The 24,362-nt window shown below is 39.6% G+C and carries 29 protein-coding genes and 1 pseudogene; 25 read left to right on the top strand and 5 right to left on the bottom strand.

Annotation, left to right across the window (positions count from 1 at the left end; translation table 11 throughout):
• Window positions 1–171 precede the first annotated feature (171 nt).
• On the top strand, window positions 172–618 hold the full coding sequence (locus tag AXK38_01085; protein AMH87970.1) for a Cro/Cl family transcriptional regulator: 447 nt from the start codon (window positions 172–174) through the stop codon (window positions 616–618).
• Between the two features lie 163 nt (window positions 619–781).
• On the opposite strand, the gene AXK38_01090 is transcribed toward AXK38_01085, so the two are convergent.
• On the bottom strand, window positions 782–1,108 hold the full coding sequence (locus AXK38_01090; protein AMH87971.1) for a multidrug transporter: 327 nt from the start codon (window positions 1,106–1,108) through the stop codon (window positions 782–784).
• Between the two features lie 172 nt (window positions 1,109–1,280).
• Here AXK38_01090 and AXK38_01095 point away from each other — a divergent pair, with 172 nt between their 5' ends.
• From AXK38_01095 to AXK38_01135, 9 genes are all read left to right on the top strand, one after another.
• Window positions 1,281–1,679, top strand: a complete 399-nt coding sequence (locus tag AXK38_01095; GenBank protein ID AMH87972.1) for an NAD(+) diphosphatase — start codon at window positions 1,281–1,283, stop codon at window positions 1,677–1,679.
• A gap of 308 nt (window positions 1,680–1,987) precedes the next feature.
• On the top strand, window positions 1,988–3,265 hold the full coding sequence (locus tag AXK38_01100; GenBank protein AMH87973.1) for a gamma-glutamylcysteine synthetase: 1,278 nt from the start codon (window positions 1,988–1,990) through the stop codon (window positions 3,263–3,265).
• A gap of 75 nt (window positions 3,266–3,340) precedes the next feature.
• Window positions 3,341–4,825: a threonine synthase gene (locus AXK38_01105; GenBank protein ID AMH87974.1), complete on the top strand. Its 1,485-nt coding sequence runs from the start codon at window positions 3,341–3,343 to the stop codon at window positions 4,823–4,825.
• 60 nt (window positions 4,826–4,885) lie between these two features.
• Window positions 4,886–6,166 carry an MATE family efflux transporter gene (locus AXK38_01110; GenBank protein AMH87975.1) on the top strand — a complete coding sequence of 427 codons (1,281 nt, stop codon included), beginning with the start codon at window positions 4,886–4,888 and terminating at the stop codon, window positions 6,164–6,166.
• A 3-nt stretch (window positions 6,167–6,169) separates the two neighbouring features.
• Window positions 6,170–6,790, top strand: a complete 621-nt coding sequence (locus AXK38_01115) for an HAD family hydrolase (GenBank protein AMH87976.1) — start codon at window positions 6,170–6,172, stop codon at window positions 6,788–6,790.
• A gap of 165 nt (window positions 6,791–6,955) precedes the next feature.
• Window positions 6,956–8,146: a peptidoglycan-binding protein LysM gene (locus AXK38_01120; GenBank protein ID AMH87977.1), complete on the top strand. Its 1,191-nt coding sequence runs from the start codon at window positions 6,956–6,958 to the stop codon at window positions 8,144–8,146.
• 204 nt (window positions 8,147–8,350) lie between these two features.
• Complete coding sequence (locus AXK38_01125) at window positions 8,351–8,776, top strand: MarR family transcriptional regulator (GenBank protein AMH87978.1); 426 nt, start codon at window positions 8,351–8,353, stop codon at window positions 8,774–8,776.
• A 10-nt stretch (window positions 8,777–8,786) separates the two neighbouring features.
• Window positions 8,787–9,149 (top strand): hypothetical protein, encoded by a 363-nt coding sequence (locus AXK38_01130; GenBank protein AMH87979.1) that lies wholly within the window; start codon window positions 8,787–8,789, stop codon window positions 9,147–9,149.
• Window positions 9,150–9,367: 218 nt separating this feature from the next.
• A complete protein-coding gene (locus AXK38_01135; GenBank protein ID AMH87980.1) occupies window positions 9,368–10,012 on the top strand; it encodes a pyrrolidone-carboxylate peptidase in 645 nt (214 codons plus the stop codon).
• Window positions 10,013–10,038: 26 nt separating this feature from the next.
• Here AXK38_01135 and AXK38_01140 read toward each other — a convergent pair whose 3' ends face one another.
• Window positions 10,039–10,896, bottom strand: a complete 858-nt coding sequence (locus AXK38_01140; GenBank protein AMH87981.1) for a beta-carotene 15,15'-monooxygenase — start codon at window positions 10,894–10,896, stop codon at window positions 10,039–10,041.
• A gap of 116 nt (window positions 10,897–11,012) precedes the next feature.
• Here AXK38_01140 and tgt point away from each other — a divergent pair, with 116 nt between their 5' ends.
• The 4 genes and pseudogenes from tgt to AXK38_01160 all read left to right on the top strand — a co-directional run bounded on the left by tgt (window position 11,013) and on the right by AXK38_01160 (window position 16,183).
• Window positions 11,013–12,155 (top strand): tRNA guanosine(34) transglycosylase Tgt, encoded by a 1,143-nt coding sequence (tgt, locus tag AXK38_01145; protein AMH87982.1) that lies wholly within the window; start codon window positions 11,013–11,015, stop codon window positions 12,153–12,155.
• Between the two features lie 100 nt (window positions 12,156–12,255).
• A complete protein-coding gene (locus tag AXK38_01150; GenBank protein AMH87983.1) occupies window positions 12,256–14,073 on the top strand; it encodes an acyltransferase in 1,818 nt (605 codons plus the stop codon).
• Window positions 14,074–14,224: 151 nt separating this feature from the next.
• Entirely contained in the window at window positions 14,225–15,376 is a 1,152-nt protein-coding gene (locus AXK38_01155) for an N-acetylglucosamine-6-phosphate deacetylase (GenBank protein ID AMH87984.1), read from the top strand.
• Window positions 15,377–15,502: 126 nt separating this feature from the next.
• Window positions 15,503–16,183 (top strand): annotated as a pseudogene (locus AXK38_01160) (hypothetical protein).
• 36 nt (window positions 16,184–16,219) lie between these two features.
• Here the strand turns inward: AXK38_01160 and AXK38_01165 are convergent.
• The 3 genes from AXK38_01165 to AXK38_01175 form a co-directional block, all read right to left on the bottom strand.
• Window positions 16,220–16,414 (bottom strand): hypothetical protein, encoded by a 195-nt coding sequence (locus tag AXK38_01165; GenBank protein ID AMH89591.1) that lies wholly within the window; start codon window positions 16,412–16,414, stop codon window positions 16,220–16,222.
• 143 nt (window positions 16,415–16,557) lie between these two features.
• Complete coding sequence (locus AXK38_01170) at window positions 16,558–16,857, bottom strand: hypothetical protein (protein AMH87985.1); 300 nt, start codon at window positions 16,855–16,857, stop codon at window positions 16,558–16,560.
• A gap of 173 nt (window positions 16,858–17,030) precedes the next feature.
• Complete coding sequence (locus AXK38_01175; GenBank protein ID AMH87986.1) at window positions 17,031–17,591, bottom strand: transcriptional regulator; 561 nt, start codon at window positions 17,589–17,591, stop codon at window positions 17,031–17,033.
• Window positions 17,592–17,844: 253 nt separating this feature from the next.
• On the opposite strand from AXK38_01175, the gene AXK38_01180 reads away from it, so the two are divergent.
• The 11 genes from AXK38_01180 (at window position 17,845) to AXK38_01230 (ending at window position 24,330) form a co-directional block, all read left to right on the top strand.
• Window positions 17,845–18,468 carry an isochorismatase gene (locus AXK38_01180; protein ID AMH87987.1) on the top strand — a complete coding sequence of 208 codons (624 nt, stop codon included), beginning with the start codon at window positions 17,845–17,847 and terminating at the stop codon, window positions 18,466–18,468.
• Window positions 18,469–18,546: 78 nt separating this feature from the next.
• Window positions 18,547–18,912, top strand: coding sequence for a superoxide dismutase (locus tag AXK38_01185; GenBank protein AMH87988.1), 366 nt, complete (start codon window positions 18,547–18,549; stop codon window positions 18,910–18,912).
• A gap of 76 nt (window positions 18,913–18,988) precedes the next feature.
• Entirely contained in the window at window positions 18,989–19,930 is a 942-nt protein-coding gene (locus AXK38_01190) for a competence protein CglA (protein AMH87989.1), read from the top strand.
• A gap of 91 nt (window positions 19,931–20,021) precedes the next feature.
• Window positions 20,022–20,894 (top strand): competence protein CglB, encoded by an 873-nt coding sequence (locus AXK38_01195; GenBank protein AMH87990.1) that lies wholly within the window; start codon window positions 20,022–20,024, stop codon window positions 20,892–20,894.
• Window position 20,895: 1 nt separating this feature from the next.
• Window positions 20,896–21,219 (top strand): competence protein ComGC, encoded by a 324-nt coding sequence (locus AXK38_01200; GenBank protein ID AMH87991.1) that lies wholly within the window; start codon window positions 20,896–20,898, stop codon window positions 21,217–21,219.
• Entirely contained in the window at window positions 21,182–21,616 is a 435-nt protein-coding gene (locus AXK38_01205; GenBank protein AMH87992.1) for a competence protein CglD, read from the top strand. The genes AXK38_01200 and AXK38_01205 overlap by 38 nt, the downstream gene beginning before the upstream one ends.
• Before the next feature lie 4 nt (window positions 21,617–21,620).
• The gene (locus AXK38_01210; GenBank protein AMH87993.1) at window positions 21,621–21,881 is read left to right on the top strand and encodes a hypothetical protein; all 261 of its coding nucleotides are present in this window, start codon (window positions 21,621–21,623) and stop codon (window positions 21,879–21,881) included.
• Window positions 21,844–22,305 carry a competence protein ComGF gene (locus tag AXK38_01215; protein ID AMH87994.1) on the top strand — a complete coding sequence of 154 codons (462 nt, stop codon included), beginning with the start codon at window positions 21,844–21,846 and terminating at the stop codon, window positions 22,303–22,305. The genes AXK38_01210 and AXK38_01215 overlap by 38 nt, the downstream gene beginning before the upstream one ends.
• The gene (locus tag AXK38_01220) at window positions 22,283–22,696 is read left to right on the top strand and encodes a competence protein ComGF (protein AMH87995.1); all 414 of its coding nucleotides are present in this window, start codon (window positions 22,283–22,285) and stop codon (window positions 22,694–22,696) included. The genes AXK38_01215 and AXK38_01220 overlap by 23 nt, the downstream gene beginning before the upstream one ends.
• A gap of 32 nt (window positions 22,697–22,728) precedes the next feature.
• The gene (locus AXK38_01225; protein ID AMH87996.1) at window positions 22,729–23,316 is read left to right on the top strand and encodes a methyltransferase; all 588 of its coding nucleotides are present in this window, start codon (window positions 22,729–22,731) and stop codon (window positions 23,314–23,316) included.
• Window positions 23,317–23,376: 60 nt separating this feature from the next.
• Entirely contained in the window at window positions 23,377–24,330 is a 954-nt protein-coding gene (locus AXK38_01230) for a DNA methyltransferase (protein AMH87997.1), read from the top strand.
• Window positions 24,331–24,362: the final 32 nt, after the last annotated feature.

The raw sequence follows: 24,362 nt of genomic DNA on the forward strand, positions 1-24,362 counted from the left end.
TTTTAAATCGACTACTAGTTACATACGCTTTTACCTCCTTTTATGCTATAATATTCTCAATGGAATATTCAATCTCAAAATAAATATTCCTTATGGAATAATTCTATTTTATACCGTTTAGAATATTTTGTCAAGCTAAAATATACGAATAAGAATATCTATAGGAGAATTATGTATACAGAGGATTATAAATTTTCAGAGAGGTTAAAAACTCTCAGAAAATCAAAAAAGTTAACTCAAGTACAAATATCGGAATTAATTGGAGTTCAACAAGGGACATATTCTCGGTGGGAGAATGGAACGTTAGAACCAGGATTAGAATTCGTTGTGAAATTAGCAAATATCTTTGGGACTACTACAGATTATTTGCTGGGACAAAAACCTTATTCAATTATCAGTAGTTTACCTCTAGAACAATTAGATCTTACCAATATTGCAAACTTTTCAAAGGATGAGTTTGATATTTTGAAACATTCAATAGCAGTTTCGGTGGCAAGAAATAAAATAAAGGCAACAGAACTAAAAGATAGAGTTATAGAAAAAAATCAGTTGTCAGAAAAAGATGCAGAACTTTTGAATAAGATTTTTGAAGAAGTTAAAACTTATTGGGAAAATTAGGAGGACGCTAGTCTTCAAAATTCCCTCCCAAAATGTGTCCAAAATATTGACAGAATTCTAGCTTTTCATTATAGTTCTTATGGAACTTTTTTTCTACAACAAAATAGGCTCCATAATATCCATAGGGGATTTACCCACTACAAATAGTATAGAGCCGGTTTTATTAATGTCCTGCATTTCCTAATAAGTTAACCATGACAACACCAATGATAATCAAAATTAAACCGATAATGCTATAAACATTTAGTGTTTCTTTGAAAATCATTACTGCGATAGAGGCTGTCAAAACTAAACCGACAGCTGACCATGTTGCATAAGCTATTCCTAAAGGAATTTTTTGCATTGCTAGTGAGAGGAAATAGAAACAAACGCCATAGCTAAGTAGGGCAGAAACGGTTGGAATAGGCTTTGTAAAACCGTCTGATAATTTCAAAAGGTTAGTTCCCAATATCTCTCCTACAATGGCGATAAAAAGATAAAAGTATGACATGTCTTTAACCTCCTATATGTCATGTTTTTGCTCTAAGAGCTATTATAGCTATCCGTTTTTTATAAATCTTGGCACAAGTCATGAGAATTTGTAGTAAAACTGTGGCAGACACTTTTTCAGAACCAATAGCTGATAAGTTTATTATATCATAAGATAAATTTTAAAAAAAGTCTTGATTTATTTCAATGTCTTGCGTGGTCTCGATTTTACTGGTAAAATTACTTTTAAGAACTTTAAAAAAGAGGTTTCTATATTTGACAAAACAATGACTTGTTGTCCCGAATGTGGGCATCCTTTGGAGAAAAAATTTTTAAAAGATGAGGGAGATATTCCTTATTGTTCACAATGTGCGAGTTTTCGTTTTCCAGTCTTTAATACAGCAATTAGTGCGATTTTATTTAATGAAAAACATGATAAGATTCTCTTGATTAAGCAATATGACATGGCTGAGCATATTTTGCTAGCTGGTTATGTGTCTAATGATATTCACAACCAATTTCTACAATCATTAAAGGCAATTAATTTAGCCTCTCTTATTACGGATATGGGTAATAAAATTGCACAAAACTAGTCCAAAACTCTTTTTAATAAGGAGTATACTTTCTAGCATTTTATAGTTACTAAAAAGTATCTAAACTTTGGAAGTGATACTAAGTTTTAAAAAATATTATGGAAAAAAAGCTTATAAAATCAATATTTCTGAGATTTAAAACTAATAATATTAGACTCAAAATCCAGTGTCCGCAAGGACGTGCCGGTTCGACCCCGGCCGCCGGTATAGTATAGAGTTAAGGAACGTTGATAAATCTTCGTTCCTTTTTGTATTATTTTTGGTATAATAATAGTTATTTAAAATTTATTATGAAAGTGTAGGGAAGTATGTCTCGTTCTATCGATTTATTAAAGCATCGGTATTTGAAAAATATTAAAGAAAATCCTGAATTGTTTGTTGGAATTGAGTTGGAGTATCCTGTTGCAAATTTAGAAGGTGATACTACAGATATTGAAGTTATCAAACACTTATTCCGATATTTAGTTTCTGCTTTGGATTTCACTGTAGAAAAGGTAGATGATTTTGGCAATTCTATCCAGTTAGTAGATCCGATAAGTCAGGATGCTATTTTGTTTGAAGTTTCCTATACAACGATTGAGTTTGCATTTGGTAAGGTTAAAGAAATTCAAGAGGTAGAGAATCGTTTTAATAATTATATGGATGTAATTCAGAGAAAATTAGGCGAATCCAATCATGCTATTGTTGGCTGTGGAATTCATCCTAACTGGGATAAAAATGAGAATTGTCCAGTTGCTTATCCACGTTATCAGATGTTGATGGATTATTTGAATTTGAGTTGCAATGTGACTGAATCAGACTTGCATCATTTCCCTGAGTATGGTGCTTTTATCTGTGGGAGTCAGGTTCAGCTTGATGTTTCAAAATCTAACTACTTACGGGTGATTAATACTTTTACTCAAATTGAAGGGGCTAAGGCGTATTTATTTGCTAATTCTGAGTTTTCAGGTGAGGATTGGGATACGAAAATTGCAAGGGATATTTTCTGGGAAGAATCTATGCATGGTATCTATCCAGAAAATGTCGGTGTCAATTCTAGTCTCTTTAAAGATGAGGATGATTTTTTTGACTATCTCGATCATTCTGCAATTTTTACTGCGGAACGCGATGGACACACCTATTATTTTTATCCCATTCGGACTGGGGACTATTTATCTACACCTGAAATCCAGGCATTTGCCCTGAATGGAGATGAGGTTCTTATTTACCCTCAAGAGAAGGATTTTGAAACTCATCGTAGTTATCAGTATCAGGACTTAACGACTCGAGGAACGGTTGAGTTTCGTAGTGTGTGTACTCAGTCGCTTGATAGGACTTTTGCTTCTGCTGCCTTTCACTTGGGATTATTAGTTAATTTAGACAAGTTAGAAGCTTACTTAGAAACAGCACCTTTCTTTAAAGAATTTGGGCGAAATTATAAGTTTTTAAGACGGCAATTTTCTAAGAAGAAGCTTACAGATGAGGAAGAAACTGCGATTATTGAAATTTCCAAAGACTTACTCCTGCTAGCTGAGGAAGGACTGAAGATGAGAAATAAGCAAGAAATGACCTACTTACAGCCTTTGAAAGAAGAATTGGGCCTATAATTTTTCTTATAAAGGGAGAATTTTCTGAAAAATCATGATATAATGGAAGAGACTATAGATAAAGGATAGAGAGAAATGACATTAGTTTATCAATCAACGCGTGATACCAACAATACAGTAACTGCCAGCCAAGCTATTTTGCAAGGTTTGGCGACGGATGGTGGTTTGTTTACACCGCTTACTTATCCAAAGGTAGATTTGGACTTTGACAAATTGAAAGATGCTTCTTACCAGGAAGTTGCTAAGCTAGTTTTGTCAGCATTTTTAGATGACTTTACAGCTGAGGAGTTGGACTACTGTATCAACAATGCCTATGATAGCAAATTTGATACTTCAGCTATCGCGCCATTAGTGAAATTAGACGGACAATATAACTTGGAACTTTTCCATGGTTCAACGATTGCCTTTAAGGATATGGCCTTGTCTATCTTGCCATACTTTATGAAGACTGCTGCTAAGAAACATGGTTTGGAGGATAAGATTGTCATCTTGACAGCGACATCTGGCGACACGGGGAAAGCTGCTATGGCAGGATTTGCAGATGTCCCTGGTACTGAGATTATCGTCTTTTATCCAAAGGATGGTGTCAGCAAGGTTCAAGAGTTGCAAATGACCACTCAGACTGGCGACAATACTCATGTTATTGCTATTGATGGTAACTTTGACGATGCGCAAACTAACGTCAAACATATGTTTAACGATGTGGCCCTTCGTGAAAAATTAGCGGCAAACAAGTTGCAATTTTCATCAGCTAACTCTATGAACATTGGTCGTTTGGTGCCACAGATTGTTTATTATGTTTATGCTTACGCTCAGTTGGTTAAGACTGGTGAAATTGTAGTTGGTGATAAGGTCAACTTCACAGTACCAACAGGAAACTTTGGAAATATCTTGGCTGCCTTTTATGCTAAGCAAATTGGTCTACCAGTTGGCAAATTAATCTGTGCTTCAAATGACAACAATGTTTTGACAGACTTCTTCAAGACACGGGTTTATGACAAGAAGCGTGAGTTTAAGGTAACAACTAGTCCATCTATGGATATTTTGGTATCTTCAAACTTGGAGCGCTTGATTTTCCATCTTTTGGGGAATGATGCAGTTAAGACAGCTGAACTTATGAATGCCTTGAACACGCAAGGTCAATATGAGTTGACAGACTTTGATACAGATATTCTGGACCTCTTTGCAGCTGAATATGCGACTGAGGAAGAAACAGCGGCAGAAATCAAGCGTGTTTATGAGTCAGATTCTTATATCGAGGATCCACATACGGCGGTTGCCTCAGCAGTTTATAAGAAATACCAAGCGGCTACTGGCGATGCGACTAAGACAGTGATTGCTTCAACAGCTAGTCCATACAAGTTCCCAGTAGTTACAGTAGAAGCGGTAACAGGGAAAGTTGGTTTTACTGACTTTGAAGCCTTGGCTCAATTACATGAAATCTCAGGAGTCGCAGTGCCGCCAGCAGTTGATGGCCTTGAAACAGCTCCTGTTCGTCACAAGACAACAGTGGCAGCTGCTGATATGCAAGCAGCGGTTGAGGCTTATCTAGGACTTTAAGACAGAGGGAGTAAACTCGGTTGGGAAACCAACTGAGTTTCTTTTCATCAGGAGGAAGGATTGTTTAAGAAAAATAAAGACATTCTTAATATTGCCTTGCCAGCTATGGGCGAAAATTTTTTGCAGATGCTCATGGGGATGGTGGATAGTTACTTAGTAGCCCACTTGGGCTTGATAGCTATTTCGGGTGTATCAGTAGCTGGCAATATTATCACGATTTATCAGGCGATTTTCATCGCTCTGGGAGCTGCTATTTCCAGTGTTATTTCAAAAAATTTGGGGCAGAAGGATCAATCTATGCTAGCCTATCATGTGACTGAGGCATTGAAGATTACCTTACTATTAAGTTTCCTTTTAGGATTTTTGTCCATCTTCGCTGGGAAAGAGATGATAGGACTTTTGGGGACGGAGAGAGATGTAGCTGAGAGTGGTGGACTCTACCTATCTTTGGTAGGCGGATCGATTGTTCTCTTAGGTTTAATGACTAGTCTGGGAGCCTTGATTCGTGCAACGCATAATCCACGTCTGCCTCTTTATGTTAGTCTCTTGTCAAATGCCTTGAATATTCTCTTTTCCAGCCTAGCTATTTTTATCCTTGATATGGGGATAGCGGGTGTTGCTTGGGGGACTATTCTGTCTCGTTTGGTTAGTCTTGTGATTTTGTGGTCACAATTAAAACTGCCTTATGCGAAGCCAACTTTTGGACTGGATAAAGATTTACTGACTTTGGCAATACCAGCAGCTGGAGAGCGGCTTATGATGCGGGCTGGAGATGTCGTTATCATTGCCTTGGTTGTTTCTTTCGGGACGGAGGCAGTGGCTGGAAATGCGGTCGGAGAAGTCTTGACCCAGTTTAACTACATGCCAGCCTTTGGCGTTGCTACGGCAACGGTTATGTTGGTAGCCCGAGCAGTTGGGGAGGATGATTGGAAAAGAGTAGCTGGTTTGAGTAAGCAAACCTTTTGGCTTTCTCTGCTTCTCATGTTGCCTTTGACCTTTAGTATCTATGCTTTAAGAATACCACTGACTCATCTCTATACGACTGATCCTCTAGCGGTTGAGGCTAGTGTTCTAGTGACACTTTTTTCACTACTTGGTACTCCCATGGCGACAGGGACAGTTATTTATACGGCAGTTTGGCAGGGTTTGGGGAATGCTCGGTTTCCCTTTTATGCGACAAGTATAGGAATGTGGTGTATTCGCATTGGGACAGCCTATCTGATGGGAATTGTTCTTGGTTGGGGCTTGCCTGGTATTTGGGCAGGAACTCTTTTGGATAATGGTTTTCGCTGGTTATTTCTACGCTACCGCTACCAGCGTTATATGAGCTTGAAAGGATAGGAAATGCAAAAAACAGCTTTTATATGGGATTTAGATGGGACTTTATTGGACTCTTACGAAGCGATTTTATCAGGGATTGAGGAGACTTTTGCTCAGTTTTCTATTCCTTATGATAAGGAGAAAGTGAGAGAGTTTATCCTTAAATTTTCTGTGCAGGATTTGCTTGTGCAGGTGGCAGAAGAGAGAAAACTGGATGTGGAAGTGCTAAATCAGGTGCGTGCCCAGAGTCTTGCTGAGAAGAATGCCCAGGTAGTTTTGATGCCAGGTGCGCGTGAGGTGTTGGCTTGGGCAGACCAAGTAGGGATTCGGAACTTTGTTTACACTCATAAGGGAGACAATGCTTTTACCATTCTAAGAGACTTGGGATTGGAATCCTATTTCACAGAGATTTTAACCAGTCAGAGTGGTTTTGCGCGGAAGCCAAATTCAGAAGCGGCTAACTATCTGTTAGACAAGTATCAGTTGGATTCTGACAAGACTTATTATATAGGGGACCGGACTCTGGATGTGGAATTCGCCCAGAATAGTGGGATTCAAAGTATCAACTTTTTAGAATCGTCTTATGAAGGGAATCACAGGATTCAGTCGCTAACAGATATTCCTCATATTTTTGAGAGCAAGTAACGAGAAGATTGTGTCAGATTTGTGACAGAGACCTAACAAACTATTTCAAGTAACCGAGTTTGTTACAAGGAATAGACAGTTCTGTTAAATAGGCCCGGGAGGGCTTTTTTTCTGCATTTTTTGTGTTATCATAGACAGGTACTCATTTGAAAGGAATTTGAAAGAATGAAGAAAAGAATAATATTAGCGTCAACAGTAGCCTTGTCATTTGCTCCAGTATTGGCAACTCAAGCAGAAGAAATTCTTTGGACTGCCCGTAGTGTTGAGCAAATCCAAAACGATTTGACTAAAATGGACAACAAAACAAGTTATACAGTTCAGTATGGTGATACTTTGAGCACCATTGCAGAAGCCTTGGGTGTAGATGTCACAGTTCTTGCGAATTTGAATAAAATCACTAATATGGACTTGATTTTCCCAGAAACTGTTTTGACAACAACTGTCAATGAAGCAGAAGAAGTAACAGAAGTTGAAATCCAAACTCCTCAAGCAGATTCTAGTGAAGAAGTGACAACTGCGACAGCAGATTTGACAACCAATCAAGTAACCGTTGATGATCAAACTGTTCAGGTTGCAGACCTTTCTCAACCAATTGCAGAAGCTCCAAAAGCGATAGAAACTACAAGCACAAAAGAAGTAGTATCAAGTTCAGAAGTTGCAGAGACGGTGACTGCTGCAGAAGAAGTGGCACCATCTACAGACTCTTCTACGTCAGCGGAGCAAACAGTCGAAACAACCAGTCCAGTTGAAGAAGCAGCCCCTCAGGCAACGACTCCAGCTGAGAAAGAGGAAACTCAAGCAAACCCACAAGCTGCTTCAACAGTGGAAGCAACTACAACTCCAGTAGAAGAAAAAGCAACGGAACCAACTGCAACAAGTTCAGAAGAATCATCAAGTGAAGCTACACCAGCAGTTTCTACTTATCAATCAGAAGAGACGAAAACAGTTTCAACAATTTACGCGGCTCCAGCTGCGCCTGATTATGCTGGACTTGCAGTAGCAAAATCTGAAAATGCAGGCCTTCAACCACAAACGGCTGCCTTTAAAGAAGAAATTGCTAACTTGTTTGGTATCACATCCTTTAGTGGTTACCGTCCAGGGGACAGTGGAGATCATGGAAAAGGTTTGGCTATCGACTTTATGGTACCAGAAGGCTCAGAACTAGGGGATAAGATTGCGGAATACGCTATTCAAAATATGGCCAGTCGTGGTATTAGTTACATCATCTGGAAACAACGTTTCTATGCTCCATTCGATAGCAAATATGGACCAGCTAATACTTGGAATCCAATGCCAGACCGTGGTAGCGTGACAGAAAACCACTATGACCACGTTCACGTTTCAATGAATGGATAAATCAGACTTGGTAATATCATTTTGACGAATGAGATCTAGCTTTCGTGATAGGAAACGAGTCTCGTTCGTTTTTCTTTGTTAATTTGAGTGGGGAATGGAAAGTTAGCATTTTGTAATTATTGAAGCATAACTCTTGCAATCTATTTTACTTTATAATATAATTGATTAGTCAACTATTGATAAATCAATAGAAAAGAGGAAGAAATGCTAGAGATTCAAGATTTACTGTATCAACTCCGCTTGTCTGAGCAAGCGAGTACGCAATTGTTTGAAAAAAGACTTGGGATTAGTTTGACACGGTATCAGATTTTATTATTTTTGTTGAAGCATTCCCCTTGTAATCAAATAGCAGTTCAGGAGCGTTTGAAAATTGATCAGGCTGCTTTGACACGGCATTTCAAGATTTTGGAAAAGGAAGGTTTGGTGGAGCGTCATCGTAATCCTGAAAATCAGCGAGAAGTGTTGGTAGAGGCTACGAAGTATGCCAAGGAGCAGTTAGTGGTGAATCCCCCTCTGCAACATATCAAGGTTAAGGAAGCGATGGAAAGTATCTTAACAGAGTCTGAGAGAACAGAACTCAGCCGTTTATTAAATAAATTGGTTTTGGGTATTGAAAATATAGAAATTTAAGGAGAAATAGATGTCAATTATTACAATCATTCTAGCAACGATTGTTGCTTTAGAGCATTTTTACATTTTTTATTTGGAAAGTATTGCAACGCAATCAGATGCAACCAGTCGTGTCTTTAACATGGACAAGGAAGAACTGGCTCGTCCGTCAGTAAGTTCATTGTTTAAAAATCAAGGGATTTATAATGCTTTGCTAGGAGTCTTTCTCTTGTATGGGATTTATTTCTCACAGAATTTAGAAATTGTGACTATTTTTGTCTTGTTTGTGATTGGTGCTGCGGCTTATGGCTCTCTTACAGCAGATAAGAAAATTATTTTGAAGCAAGGTGGTCCAGCTATTTTGGCCTTGATTAGTATTTTACTCTTTAAATAAACTCATACTCTTTGAAAATCTCTTCAAACCATGTCAGCGTCGCCTTGCCGTACTCAAGTACAGCCTGTGGCTAGCTTCCTAGTTTGCTCTTTGATTTTTATTGAGTATCAGAGACCAATCCTAGCCTCGCTAGTCCTTTTCAACTCCAGAATAAGGGAAATATGTTATACTTGTTTTTAAGAAAAGAATCTCATGGAATCGTTTGTAAGGAGTTGGAAATGAAAGTATTAGTGACAGGTTTTGAGCCCTTTGGAGGGGAAAAGGTTAATCCAGCCTTGGAGGCTATTAAAGGTTTACCAGCTGAAATCCATGGTGCGGAGGTCCGTTGGCTAGAAGTACCGACAGTTTTTCATAAATCGGCCCAAGTATTGGAAGAAGAGATGAACTGTTATCAACCTGACTTTGTCCTTTGTATTGGTCAAGCAGGTGGACGAACTAGCTTGACACCGGAACGAGTGGCCATTAATCAAGACGATGCACGCATTCCTGATAATGAAGGCAATCAACCTATTGACCTTCCTATTCGCCAAGACGGTGCTTCGGCCTACTTTAGCAGTTTGCCGATTAAAGCAATGGTTCAAGCTATAAAAATGGTGGGCTTACCGGCCTCTGTTTCCAATACGGCAGGGACTTTTGTTTGCAATCATTTGATGTATCAGGCCCTCTATTTGGTAGAAAAGAAATTTCCACATGTTAAGGCAGGTTTTATGCATATTCCTTATATGATGGAACAGGTGGTGAATAGACCGACTACCCCAGCTATGAGTTTAGTTGACATTAGGCGAGGGATAGAAGCGGCAATCGGCGCTATTATCGAATATGGGGATGAGGACCTCAAGTTGGTAGGAGGAGAAACTCATTGATAGAAAAAAGCTTGAGGGGAAATCCTTCAAGCTTTTGGACGTTTTCGAGCCAATACTGCTCGGTAAAAAATTATTTTATTGATTTGAATATAGGGTAGGAGTGAAAAACTAGCAATTCCGAAGGTAATCCAATTGAGGAAGTACCAAGGAAGGAGTTGTAAGTCTAGGACAAAGCGCTGAAACTTGTAACCTTTCATCAGGAAACGGCTGGTTTTAAGGATTTGTCCTGGTCTGGCTTGTCCCAAGTCTAGGGTGTCGCAGAGGAGAAATTCTACCTGCGAATAGGCATAGTATTGTGGGATATAGAGACTATTTCCTATAATCATCAAGAGCATACTTGCTAGAACGTAAAGACCAAAGGCCATGAGGAAGCGCTCTGTTTCAATTGACGTGAAATCTAGATTGGGAAACTCAGGGTGGAGGGCAACGAATTTCTTTGCAAGAAAGCTACTGTAAAAAAGGAAATAAATTCCAAGCAAACTAGGAATGCTCCATAAGAAGAGATAGAAACGTTTGAGGAGGAGGGTCAAAAAGGTTTGTGAAAAGTGCTCTTCGTTAAAGAGAGTGAGACTATTTTTGACGGTTAGTTCTGTATCAGGATTCTTGATGAGTTTCAGGGTTGTATAGACTGAACTGGTCAGGAGAATTGTTCCGATAAAGGAGACTAATAGTGGAAAAAGGTAGGCTTGGAATACATGACCAAGAACGCTTAAAAAGGATTGCTCTAAAATAGACTCGTTGATGCGATCTAAGGGATTGAGGAAGCCGGACAAGATGACCAGCATGCTAGGTAAGAGATAGACGAGAAAGAGGCGGGGATTTTCAGCCTGAAATTGTCTGGCCTGCAGACGAATGGTTTTTAAATCAATTTTTGGGTATTTCATTCTCTCATTATACCATAGTTCGTGACAGTTCCAGCTTTTTTTGATAAAATCATACAGTATGCCCTTGGGCACAAAGTATGAACTGGGACTGTTTTTCCCAGCTTCGGAGGTAAAAAATGTCAGATTCACCAATCAAATATCGTTTGATTAAGAAAGAAAAACACACGGGAGCTCGTCTGGGCGAAATCATCACCCCCCACGGCACTTTCCCGACACCTATGTTTATGCCAGTTGGGACTCAAGCTACTGTCAAAACTCAGTCGCCAGAAGAGTTAAAGGAGATGGGTTCAGGAATCATCCTGTCAAACACCTATCATCTCTGGCTTCGTCCTGGAGATGAACTCATCGCACGCGCAGGTGGTCTCCACAAGTTCATGAATTGGGACCAGCCAATTTTGACGGATAGTGGTGGTTTTCAGGTTTATTCTCTAGCAGATAGCCGTAATATCACAGAAGAAGGAGTAACCTTTAAAAACCATCTCAATGGTTCTAAGATGTTCTTATCGCCAGAAAAAGCAATTTCTATTCAGAACAATTTGGGCTCAGACATCATGATGTCCTTTGACGAATGTCCACAGTTTTATCAACCTTATGACTACGTTAAGAAATCAATCGAGCGTACTAGCCGTTGGGCTGAGCGTGGTTTGAAGGCTCACCGTCGTCCACATGACCAAGGATTATTTGGGATTGTGCAGGGGGCAGGATTTGAAGACCTGCGTCGCCAATCAGCTCACGACCTTGTCAGTATGGATTTCCCAGGCTACTCTATCGGTGGCTTGGCAGTGGGAGAAACCCACGAAGAGATGAATGCGGTTTTGGACTTTACAACCCAACTGCTTCCTGAAAATAAACCTCGCTATTTGATGGGTGTGGGAGCACCAGATAGCTTGATCGATGGGGTGATTCGTGGTGTAGATATGTTTGACTGTGTCTTGCCGACTCGAATTGCTCGTAACGGGACTTGTATGACCAGTCAGGGACGTTTGGTTGTAAAAAATGCTCAGTTTGCTGAGGACTTTACGCCACTGGATCCTGAGTGTGATTGCTACACATGTAAGAACTATACACGCGCTTACCTTCGTCACCTGCTCAAGGCTGATGAAACCTTTGGTATCCGCTTGACTAGCTACCACAATCTTTACTTCTTGCTTAACCTGATGAAGCAAGTGCGACAAGCCATTATGGATGACAATCTTTTGGAATTTCGTGAGTATTTTGTTGAAAAATATGGCTATAATAAGTCAGGCCGTAATTTCTAAAATGGAGTTGATATAAGCTAAAAATCCTAAGTTTTCTCTTAGGATTTTTCTTCTTTTTTTGATAGAATAAAGTGTATAACGAAAGGAAGAATAAACTCGTATGCGCATTAAATGGTTTTCCTTGATTAGGATTACAGGTTTACTCCTGGTACTCTTGTATCATTTCTTTCAGACCATCTTTCCTGGAGGATTTTTCGGGGTAGATGTCTTTTTCACGTTTTCAGGCTTCCTGATTACGGCTCTACTCATCGAAGAATTTTCTAAAAATCATGAGATTGATTTGGTTGGATTTTTTAGGAGACGCTTTTATCGGATTGTGCCACCTGTGGTTTTGATGGTCTTGGTAACCATGCCTTTTACTTTCTTGGTTCGCCAAGATTATGTGGCTGGAATTGGTGGTCAGATTGCTGGTGTCCTTGGTTTTATGACCAACTTCTATGAAATGTTAACAGGTGGGAGTTATGAATCTCAGTTCATTCCTCATTTATTTGTTCATAACTGGAGTTTGGCTGTTGAGGTTCACTACTATATTCTATGGGGACTGGCAGTTTGGTTCTTATCTAAGCAGTCCAGATCAAATGGTCAGTTGAGAGGGATGGTCTTTCTCTTATCAGCTGCTGCCTTCTTGATTAGTTTCTTCTCCATGTTTATTGGTAGTTTTCTAGTAACCTCTTATTCCTCTGTTTATTTCTCCAGTTTAACTCATGTCTATCCATTCTTTTTGGGAAGTATTCTAGCAACGATTGTAGGCGTTCGTCAGACGACTTCCCTCGTCAAGCAGTTGGATAAAATCTGGGATTTACGCAAGACTCTTTTAGTTTTTGGAGGAGGTTTTAGCTTCTTACTCATTTTGACCTTCTTTGTCAAATTCACTTATCTTTTTGCCTATCTTATAGGCTTCTTGCTTGCCAGTCTTGCAGCTCTTGCTATGATATTGGCAGCGCGTGTCTTACATGAAAAGACTCCTAATATGCAGGAACCAAAGATTATCAGCTTTTTAGCGGATACTAGCTATGCAGTTTATCTCTTCCATTGGCCTTTCTATATCATTTTCTCACAGTTGACATCAAATCTTTTTGCTGTGTTACTGACTTTGATTTGTTCTTATGGCTTTGCTAGCCTATCATTTTATGTGTTGGAACCTTGGATTGCAGGAAAGAACACACCTGTTTTACAAACTCTTCGTCCCCTGCCTTATATTCACGCAATTCTTGCAACAAGTACAGGAATCTTGACCATCATTGTCTGCACGGTGACCTTGTTGGCTCCACAAGTTGGAGCTTTTGAGACAGATTTAACTGTCAATGGCTTGAAGCAAGCTGCAACCAATCTTGGCCAGACCAAGGTGATGGCAGAACGAGCAGAAGCTGATAGTTTAGGAATTGCTGATGGCACTATGTTAATTGGTGACTCGGTGGCTCTAAGGGCCAATACAGCTCTGCAGACAGCCCTTCCTGGAGCACAGATTAATGCGCAAGTTAGTAGAACAACCAAGACTGCAAATGAAATCATGCTAAACAATAGCCAGAATAAATTTTTACCTAAGATGGTGGTCATTGCAACTGGGGTAAATAATCCTGAAAATTACAAGGACGATTGGGACAGTATCGTGAAAAATCTTCCTAAGGGCCATCATATGATTTTAGTGACTCCTTATGAGGGAGATAAGACAAAAGAGACTTCAGCAATTGTTGAGAAGGCTGCTGCCTATATGAGAGAATTAGCAGAGAAGACACCTTATGTCACGGTTGCTGATTGGAATCAAGTTGCTAAGGAACATCCAGAAATCTGGGCAGGAACGGACCAAGTCCATTTTGGAAGTGAGAGTAGCACTATCGAAGCAGGAGCAAAATTGTATGCAGATACCATTGCTACAGCTTTGCAGACAGCTCAAGATAAACCAGTTAAATCAAAATAACTTGTATTAAAAAGAGAAGAGTTGGAAAAATCCAGCTCTTTTAAAATATCTCCAGAAAATAGGTCTATACCATTTACAAATAAAAAAGAAAGGTTTATAATGTAATTGACATAATAAATTTTGGAATCAATCTTTTAAGGAGGTTAACATTATGCCTAATTATATTAAAGCGGATCAGTTTTTCTACCCACATGGAGTTCGCCGTGGTGGTTACTTGGAACATGTGGACGGCAAGTTTGGGAAACATGTAGAGCAGATTCCTGAAGGAGCTGAGGTTATTGACTATACAGGTTATAGCATTGCTCCAGGACTTGTGGATACCCACATTCATGGATTTGGAGGTGTGGATGTCATGGATAATAACATCGAAGGTACCCTTCATACCATGAGTGAAGGACTCCTCAGTATGGGAGTGACCAGCTTCTTACCAACAACCTTGACTTCCTCTTATGAACAATTACTTGCAGTAACAGAAAATATTGGTGCTCGTTACCAAGAAGCAAGTGGAGCGAAAATTCGTGGAATTTATTTTGAAGGGCCTTATTTCACAGAGAAATACAAGGGAGCTCAAAATCCTGCCTACATGAAAGATCCTCGTATGGATGAGTTTCGTGCTTGGCAAAAAGCAGCTAATGGCTTGCTGAATAAAATTGCCCTTGCGCCAGAACGTGAAGGTGTAGAAGACTTTGTTCGTACAGTTACGGGCGAAGGTGTGACGGTTTCCCTTGGTCACTCAGATGCAACATTTGATGAAGCTAAAAAGGCAGTTGATGCTGGGGCGAGCGTTTGGGTACATGCCTACAATGGAATGCGTGGTTTGACTCACCGTGAACTAGGGATGGTTGGAGCTATGTATCAATTGCCACATACCTATGCAGAGTTGATCTGTGACGGTCATCACGTAGATCCAAAGGCCTGCGAAATTCTTATCAAACAAAAGGGAACTGAAAATATTGCCCTTATCACAGACTGTATGACAGCTGGTGGCTTGGAAGATGGTGACTACATGTTGGGAGAATTCCCAGTAGTGGTTGCCAATGGAACTGCTCGCCTTAAATCTACAGGCAATTTGGCAGGTTCTATCCTCAAACTCAAGGACGGTTTGAAGAATGTGGTCGAATGGGGTATTGCAAATCCACATGAAGCAGTCATGATGGCCAGCCTCAACCCAGCAAAATCTGTTCACATTGATGATGTCTGTGGCCAAATCCGTGAAGGCTACGACGCAGACTTTATCGTACTAGATAAAGATTTGGAATTGGTAGCAACCTACCTAGATGGTGTAAAACGATATCAAGCATAAGAGAGAAAGCAGAAGTTAGAGACTAGCTTCTGCTTTTTTATCTATATTGATTTACCAGTAAATAAAAAAATTAAAAAAATCACAAAAACTTGAACAAACAAATGAAAAAGATTACAATTTTACTATAAAGGAAAAGTAGAACCTGCTTGCAGCGTATCCATTATTGATTCAGGACCAGTTGGATTGGCTTCTCTTTTATAGTGACATGAAATAAAATCTGAACAAATCGATTAGGAAAGTTAAATTAATTTATAGAAACATTTTAGCACTTATAACGCACTATTCTAGATTTAATATACTGTGGCAGATTAATTCTACTCACCAGCTAAATTGATTATGGTGGACCTAGATGATCATCGCTTGGAAACTGCTTTATCATTCGGTGCGACTCATAAGGTTAATTCTTCAGACCCTGAAAAAGCCATTAAGGAAATTTATGATTTGACAGATGGTCGTGGTGTAGATGTTGCTATCGAAGCTGTTGGTATTCCTGCAACATTTGACTTCTGTCAAAAGATTATCGGTGTAGACGGAACAGTTGCCAACTGTGGAGTGCATGGTAAACCAGTTGAATTCGATTTAGATAAACTTTGGATTCGCAACATCAATGTAACAACTGGTTTGGTATCTACAAATACAACTCCACAATTGTTGAAAGCACTTGAAAGTCATAAGATTGAACCAGAAAAATTGGTAACTCATTATTTCAAATTAAGTGAAATTGAAAAAGCCTATGAAGTCTTCAGCAAGGCAGCAGACCACCATGCCATTAAGGTCATTATCGAAAACGATATCTCAGAAGCCTAGATAGTAAAAAGATTTTATACTCTTCGAAAATCAAATTCAGTCATCCATCAGATGGCTGGATTTTTTATCAAATACTTTATCATCAAATTGTTCAGCTAGTATAGTTGCTGAGTGATAAAGTTCCTTTGCTTTATTTTTATCATTTTCAAAATAAAGATAGCACTTAGCTTCAAATACTGAAATTCCAGGTTTATAGACTTGCAACATTGTTACTGATAAAATTTCATTCATCTTTTTTACTAGAGATATCATATGCTTATAGTCATTATGAACAACATAAACACCCGCTATGGCACAAAGAACTGATAGTAGCTCTACATTATACATTTCATCACTAACTAATTGCTGTTTCAACAACTTAATCCGAAAATTATCTAATGCTCTCTTCTATAAATCAAGTCTTGACATTGCATAGCAAAATAATCAATTAATAGTAAATCATTGAATGTGTAAACTTGCTTAAAATAATCATCAAAAATATCTTCAGCGAAACTACCTGTCCCTGTTCTTATCAAGTCTAATATTCTTTCAATCAAGTCTAGACTCAGCAACTCTTCCTCAGGAAGAGCTAGTTCTTTATTTTCAAGAAAAGTATCTATCGGAACTTCTAATCGCTTAGATAAATATTGTAACTTAGTAATTGTTGGCAAGGATTGCCCAAGCTCAGTACGCATCAGCTGTTTGATTATTAAGTCAGATTCTGTCCACAGACCTCTTCTCTCGTCAATTTGTGACGTTCACGTTCCTGTCTTACTCTATGACCAATTTCAGTTTTAATATCTGTTGTCATTCTTACCTCTTAACCACAATCCATAAATTAACATACTTTTAATTCTTCGGCTAAAAATTAACAATAATTCTTTTTCAAATCCGTCATATTATTTTCCAAAACTTGGATGTCTTGGCTGACTTTGAGAATGACAATGCTTCCTTGAATACTGGAGATGACTTGACGGGCCTGCAAATGCGCCCGCTCTTCTGACCAGTCAGCATGCAGGTCTTGCAAGAGGCTGGCTAACTTCTCTGTCCACTGGGTCATAAAATCATTGAGAGGACAGCGGAAGTTCTCATCTTCTGTGGACAATTCCACAATCAGATTACCAATTGGGCAACCATAAAAGACCGTCTGACTTTCATGAAATTGATAAACCCAGTCAATCATATCCGAAAACTTGTCACTGTCAGACTTGTCTGCTTCAAAAATATCTTCAAAAAGCTCTTTTCGCCAATTTGCTAAAATATCTTGAATGACCGTCAAACCAATTTCCTTCTTAGATGTGAAATAATAATAAAGCTGCCCCTTGCCAACATCAGCTGCCTCCATGATGTCACTGATGGAGGTGGCCACATAACCCTTCTGATAAATCAATTCCTCAGCACTTTGTAAAATACGCTCTTTAACGCTCATCTGCTCACCTCTCTTTTTTCCTATTATAGCAGATTCAGAGTCTGAGACCAAACAATTGAAACCACCACCTTTTGCCACTGTTTTATCATTAAAATTTTTGTTCTGAGCAAATTGATTTACAAATTCAATTTTAGATGTTATTATAATTGTACCGAACGGTCAGTATATAACTAAAACTACCATTTGGAAAATCATCAAACTAACAGTCTAAATTCCTATTGGCTGTTAATCAAATCATATTAGGAGGAACCTCATGTTCAATCAGAAAAATGTCGCATTTGTTATCACAGACCCACAAGTTGAATTCCTAAAACATACTGGTAAAGGATTCGGAGCAACTAAAGACGTTCTTGAAAAAGTTAATACTATTGAAAATCTGACAAAGCTTTTCGCTCTTGCTAAAGAGCGTGGCTACAAGCGTTTTATCTCACCGCACTACTTCTATCCACACGATCACAAGTGGCAATTTAAAGCTGCTGGTGAAACGATGATGATTGAAAACGAAATGTTTTGGCGTGATAGTCAATATTCAGCAATTCCAGAAGGCTCTGGAGCAGATATGATTGAAGAGATTAAACCATTTTTGGATGAAGATACTATTGTTGTCAACGGACATAAAATCTTTGGCCCAGAAAGCAACGACCTTAACCTTCAACTCCGCAAAAATGGTATCGACACCGTCATCTTGGCTGGTATGAATGCTAATCTCTGCGTGGATTCACACATGCGTGAACTCATAGAATTAGGCTACAATGTCATTGTTGTTAACGATGCTGTCGGTGCTCCAGGTGAAGAAGCCTACCAAGCTGCACTGACAAACTACGGCTACATTGCCAACCAAGTTTTGACAACTGAGGAAGTTATCGCTCAACTTTAGATAAATAAGAAATGAGCATATTTCTTTTCTTGTTTGGCGGAATTGGTTATAATATACGGTACAAAGGAATGAATGAATATGTATCGTGTTATAGAAATGTACGGAGATTTTGAACCGTGGTGGTTCTTAGAAGGTTGGGAAGAAGATATTGTAGCAAGTAAGAAATTTGACCAGTATTATGATGCTCTCAAATACTACAAGACTTGCTGGTTTAGATTGGAACAAGAGTCTCCTCTTTATAAAAGTAGAAGTGACTTGATGACCATTTTCTGGGATCCGGAAGACCAACGCTGGTGTGATGAATGTGATGAGTATTTACAACAATATCATTCTTTGGCTCTTTTGCAGGATGAGCAGGTTATCCCAGATGAAAAATTACGTCCGGGCTATGAAAAACAAACTGGTCAGGAAAGGCACCGTTCTTGCCGAATGAAATTAAAATAGAGAAAAAGTAACTTTTTGGAGTTGCTTTTTTTTATTTTCCCAAATCTTTGCGAATAGTATAGGTGAGGAGGTAAGTATGGTTCAAGAAATTGCACAAGAAATCATTCGTTCGGCCCGGAAAAAAGGGGCGCAGGATATTTATTTTGTCCCTAAGTTAGACGCCTATGAGCTTCATATGAGGATAGGAGACGAGCGTTGTAAAATCGGTTGTTATGATTTTGAAAAGTTTGCGTCCGTCATCAGCCACTTTAAGTTTGTGGCGGGTATGAATGTGGGAGAAAAGCGACGTAGTCAGCTAGGTTCCTGTGATTATGAATATGACCAGAAGACGACGTCCCTACGTTTATCTACAGTAGGCGATTATCGAGGTCATGAAAGTTTAGTTATTCGCTTGTTGCACGATGAGGAGCAGGAGTTGCATTTTTGGTTTCAGGATATTGAAGAACTGGGCAAGCAGTACAGGCAACGAGGACTCTATCTTTTTGCTGGTCCAGTCGGAAGTGGCAAGACGACTTTGATGCATGAATTGGCCAAGTCTCTTTTTAAAGGACAACAAGTCATGTCCATTGAAGATCCTGTCGAAATCAAGCAGGACGACATGCTTCAGTTGCAGTTGAACGAAGCAATCGGGTTGACCTATGAAAATCTAATCAAACTTTCTTTGCGTCATCGACCAGATCTCTTGATTATCGGAGAAATTCGTGACAGTGAGACGGCGCGTGCAGTGGTCAGAGCCAGTCTGACAGGGGCGACAGTCTTTTCAACCATTCATGCCAAGAGTATCCGAGGTGTTTATGAACGCTTGCTGGAGTTGGGCGTGAGTGAAGAGGAATTGGCAGTCGTTCTGCAAGGAGTCTGCTACCAGAGATTGATTGGGGGAGGAGGAATCGTTGACTTTGCAAACAAAGACTATCAAGAACACCAGCCAATTAGCTGGAATGAACAGATTGACCAGCTTCTTAAAGATGGACATATCACAAGTCTTCAGGCTGAGACGGAAAAAATTAGCTACAGCTAAGCAAAAAAATATCATCACCTTGTTTAACAATCTCTTTTCCAGCGGTTTTCATCTGGTGGAGACTATCTCCTTTTTAGATAGGAGTGCTTTGTTGGAAAAGCAGTGTGTGACCCAGATGCGCACGGGCTTGTCTCAGGGGAAATCATTTTCAGAAATGATGGAAAGTTTGGGATTTTCAAGTGCTATTGTCACCCAGTTATCTCTAGCTGAAGTCCATGGGAATCTTCACCTGAGTTTGGGAAAGATAGAAGAATATCTGGACAATCTGGCCAAGGTCAAGAAAAAATTAATTGAAGTAGCGACCTATCCCTTGATTTTGCTGGGTTTTCTTCTCTTAATTATGCTGGGACTGCGTAACTACCTACTACCACAACTGGATAGTAGTAATATCGCCACCCAAATTATTGGCAATCTGCCACAAATTTTTCTAGGAATGGTAGGCTTTGTTTCAGTAGATGTCCTTTTAGCACTCACTTTTTATAAAAGAAGTTCGAAGATGCGCGTCTTTTCTATCTTGGCACGCATTCCCTTCTTTGGAATTTTTGTGCAGACCTATCTGACAGCCTATTATGCGCGTGAATGGGGGAATATGATTTCTCAAGGGATGGAACTAACGCAGATTTTTCAAATGATGCAGGAACAAGGTTCCCAACTCTTTAAAGAAATCGGTCAAGACCTAGCTCAAGCCCTACAAAATGGTCGGGAATTTTCTCAAACCATAGCAACCTATCCTTTCTTTAAAAAGGAGTTGAGTCTCATTATTGAGTATGGGGAAGTCAAGTCCAAGCTGGGTAGTGAGTTGGAAATCTATGCTGAAAAAACTTGGGAAGCCTTTTTTACCCGAGTCAACCGCACCATGAATCTGGTGCAGCCACTGGTCTTTATCTTTGTGGCTCTGATTATCGTTTTACTTTATGCGGCAATGCTGATGCCCATGTATCAAAATATGGAGGTAAATTTTTAAAATGAAAAAAATGATGACGTTCTTGAAAAAAGCTAAGGTTAAAGCTTTCACACTGGTAGAGATGTTGGTGGTCCTTTTAATCATCAGTGTGCTTCTCTTGCTCTTTGTGCCTAATCTGACCAAGCAAAAAGAGGCAGTCAATGACAAAGGAAAAGCTGCTGTTGTTAAGGTGGTGGAAAGCCAGGCAGAGCTTTATAGTTTGAATAAAAATGAAGAGGCTACTCTAAGCAAATTACAAGCAGATGAACGCATCACAGAAGAGCAAGCTAAAGCTTATAAAGAATATCATGCAAAACAAAATAAGACTCAAACGGTCGCGGATTAAGGCCTTTACCATGCTTGAAAGTCTCTTGGTTTTGGGACTTGTGAGTATCATTGCCTTGGGTTTATCTGGTTCTGTTCAGTCCACTTTTGCGGCGGTAGAGGAGCAGATTTTCTTTATGGAGTTTGAAGAACTCTATCGGGAAACCCAAAAACGCAGTGTAGCCAGTCAGCAAAAGACTAGTCTAAACTTAGATGGGCAGACGATCAGTAATGGCAGTCAAAAGTTGACAGTTCCTAAAGGAATTCAGGCACCCTCAGGACAAAGTATTACATTTGACCGAGCTGGGGGTAATTCGTCCCTGGCTAAGGTTGAATTTCAGACCAGCAAAGGAGCGATTCGTTATCAATTATATTTAGGAAATGGAAAAATTAAACGCATTAAGGAAACAAAAAATTAGGGCAGTGATTTTACTGGAAGCAGTAGTCGCTTTAGCTATCTTTGCCAGCATTGCGACCCTTCTTTTGGGACAAATTCAGAAGAATAGGCAGGAAGAAGCAAGAATCTTGCAAAAGGAAGAAGTCTTGCGTGTAGCTAAGATGGCCCTGCAGACAGGTCAAAATCAGGTAAACATCAACGGAGTTGAGATTCAGGTGTTTTCTAGTGAAAAGGGATTGGAGGTCTACCATGGTTCAGAACAGTTGTTGGCTATCAAAGAGCCATAAGGTCAAGGCTTTTACCTTGTTGGAATCCCTGATTGCTCTCATTGTCATCAGTGGAAGTTTACTCCTATTTCAGGCCATGAGTCAGCTCCTCATTTCAGAAGTTCGCTACCAGCAACAAAGCGAGCAAAAGGAGTGGCTCTTGTTTGTGGATCAGCTGGAGGCAGAATTAGACCGTTCGCAGTTCGAAAAAGTGGAAGGTAATCGTATATATGTGAAGCAGGATGGCAAGGATATTTCTATAGGTAAGTCAAAATCAGATGATTTTCGGAAAACCGATGCCAGTGGACGGGGTTATCAACCTATGGTTTATGGACTCAAATCAGCTCAAATTACAGAGGACAATCAAGTGGTTCGTTTTCGTTTCCAGTTTCAAAAAGGCTTAGAAAGGGAGTTCATCTATCGTGTGGAAAAAGAAAAAAGTTAAGGCGGGAGTTCTCCTCTATGCAGTCACCATGGCAGCCATCTTTAGTCTTTTGTTGCAATTTTACTTGAACCGACAAGTCGCCCACTATCAAGACTATGCTTTGGATAAAGAAAAGTTAATCGCTTTTGCCATGGCCAAGCGAACCAAGGATAAAGCTGAACAAGAAAGTGGAGAACAGGCCTTTAATCTGGGTCAGGTGAGTTATCAAAATAAGAAAACAAACTTGGTGACAAGGGTTCACACGCCTAAGAGCCAATATGAGTTCCTATTTCCTTCAGTCAAAATCAAAGAAGAGAAAACAGATGAAAAGAAAGAGGCAGCGACTGATTCAAGTGATCAAGCAGAGAGGAAAAAATCGGAAAAGAAGCCTGAAAAGAAAGAGAATTCCTAGCTAATCAAGCTACTTTGTGCTAAACTAAAAGCATGAAACATGATTTTAACCACAAAGCAGAAACTTTCGATTCCCCTAAAAATATCTTTCTTGCAAACTTGGTTTGTCAAGCGGTCGAGAAACAGCTTGATCTTCTATCAGACAAAGAAATTCTGGATTTTGGTGGTGGGACGGGTCTATTAGCTTTGCCCCTAGCCAAGCAGGCTAAGTCAGTCACTCTTGTAGACATTTCTGAGAAAATGCTGGAGCAGGCTCGTTTGAAAGCAGAGCAGCAAGACATCAAGAATATCCAGTTTTTGGAGCACGATTTACTGAAAAATCCCTTGAAGCAAGAGTTTGATTGCATTGTTGTTAGTCGGGTTCTTCATCATATGCCTGATTTGGATGCAGCTCTCTCACTGTTTCATCAGCATTTGAAGGAAGATGGGCGACTCCTTATTGCCGATTTTACCAAGACAGAAGCTAACCATCATGGATTTGATTTAGGTGAACTGGAAAACAAGCTAATTGATCATGGTTTTTCATCGGTGCATAGTCAGATTCTCTATAGCGCTGAAGACCTGTTTCAAGGAAATTACTCAGAACTCTTTTTAACAGTAGCCCAAAAATCACTCGCCTAGTCAGGGAGTGATTTTTCTATAAGGATGGAAAAAAGAAGGGAAATTTGATAAGATAGGAATATGGATTTTGAAAAAATTGAACAAGCTTATACGTATTTACTAGAGAATGTCCAAATTATCCAAAGTGATTTGGCGACCAATTTTTATGACGCCCTGGTGGAGCAAAATAGCATCTATCTGGATGGTGAAACTGAGCTAGAGCAGGTCAAAGAGAACAATCAGGCCCTTAAACTATTAGCGCTTCGCAAAGAAGAATGGCTCAAGACCTACCAGTTTCTCTTGATGAAGGCTGGGCAAACAGAACCCTTGCAGGCTAATCACCAGTTTACACCGGATGCTATTGCTTTGCTTTTGGTGTTTATTGTGGAAGAGTTGTTTACAGAGAAGGAAATCACTATCCTCGAAATGGGTTCTGGCATGGGAATTCTGGGCGCTACTTTCTTGACCTCGCTTGCTAAAAAAGTGGATTACTTGGGAATGGAAGTGGATGATTTGCTGATTGATTTGGCGGCTAGTATGGCAGATGTAATTGGTTTGCAGGCTGGTTTTGTCCAAGGAGATGCCGTTCGTCCACAAATGCTCAAAGAAAGCGACGTGGTCATCAGCGACTTGCCTGTCGGTTATTATCCTGATGATGCCGTTGCGTCACGCCATCAAGTTGCTTCTAGCCAAGAACATACCTACGCCCATCACTTGCTCATGGAACAAGGGCTTAAGTATCTCAAGTCAGACGGATATGCTATTTTTCTAGCTCCGAGTGATTTATTGACCAGCCCCCAAAGTGATTTGTTGAAAGGATGGTTGAAAGAGGAGGCAAGTCTGGTTGCCATGATTAGTCTGCCTGAAAATCTCTTTGCCAATGCCAAACAATCTAAGACTATTTTTATCCTACAGAAGAAAAGTGAAGTAGCAGTAGAGCCTTTTGTTTATCCACTTGCTAGCCTGCAAGATGCAAGTGTTTTAATGAAATTTAAAGAAAATTTTCAAAAATGGACTCAAGGTACTGAAATATAAAATAGATTTTGTTATAATAGATGAAAACGCTT

This window comes from Streptococcus mitis, assembly GCA_001560895.1.
Classification (GTDB): domain Bacteria; phylum Bacillota; class Bacilli; order Lactobacillales; family Streptococcaceae; genus Streptococcus; species Streptococcus mitis_Q.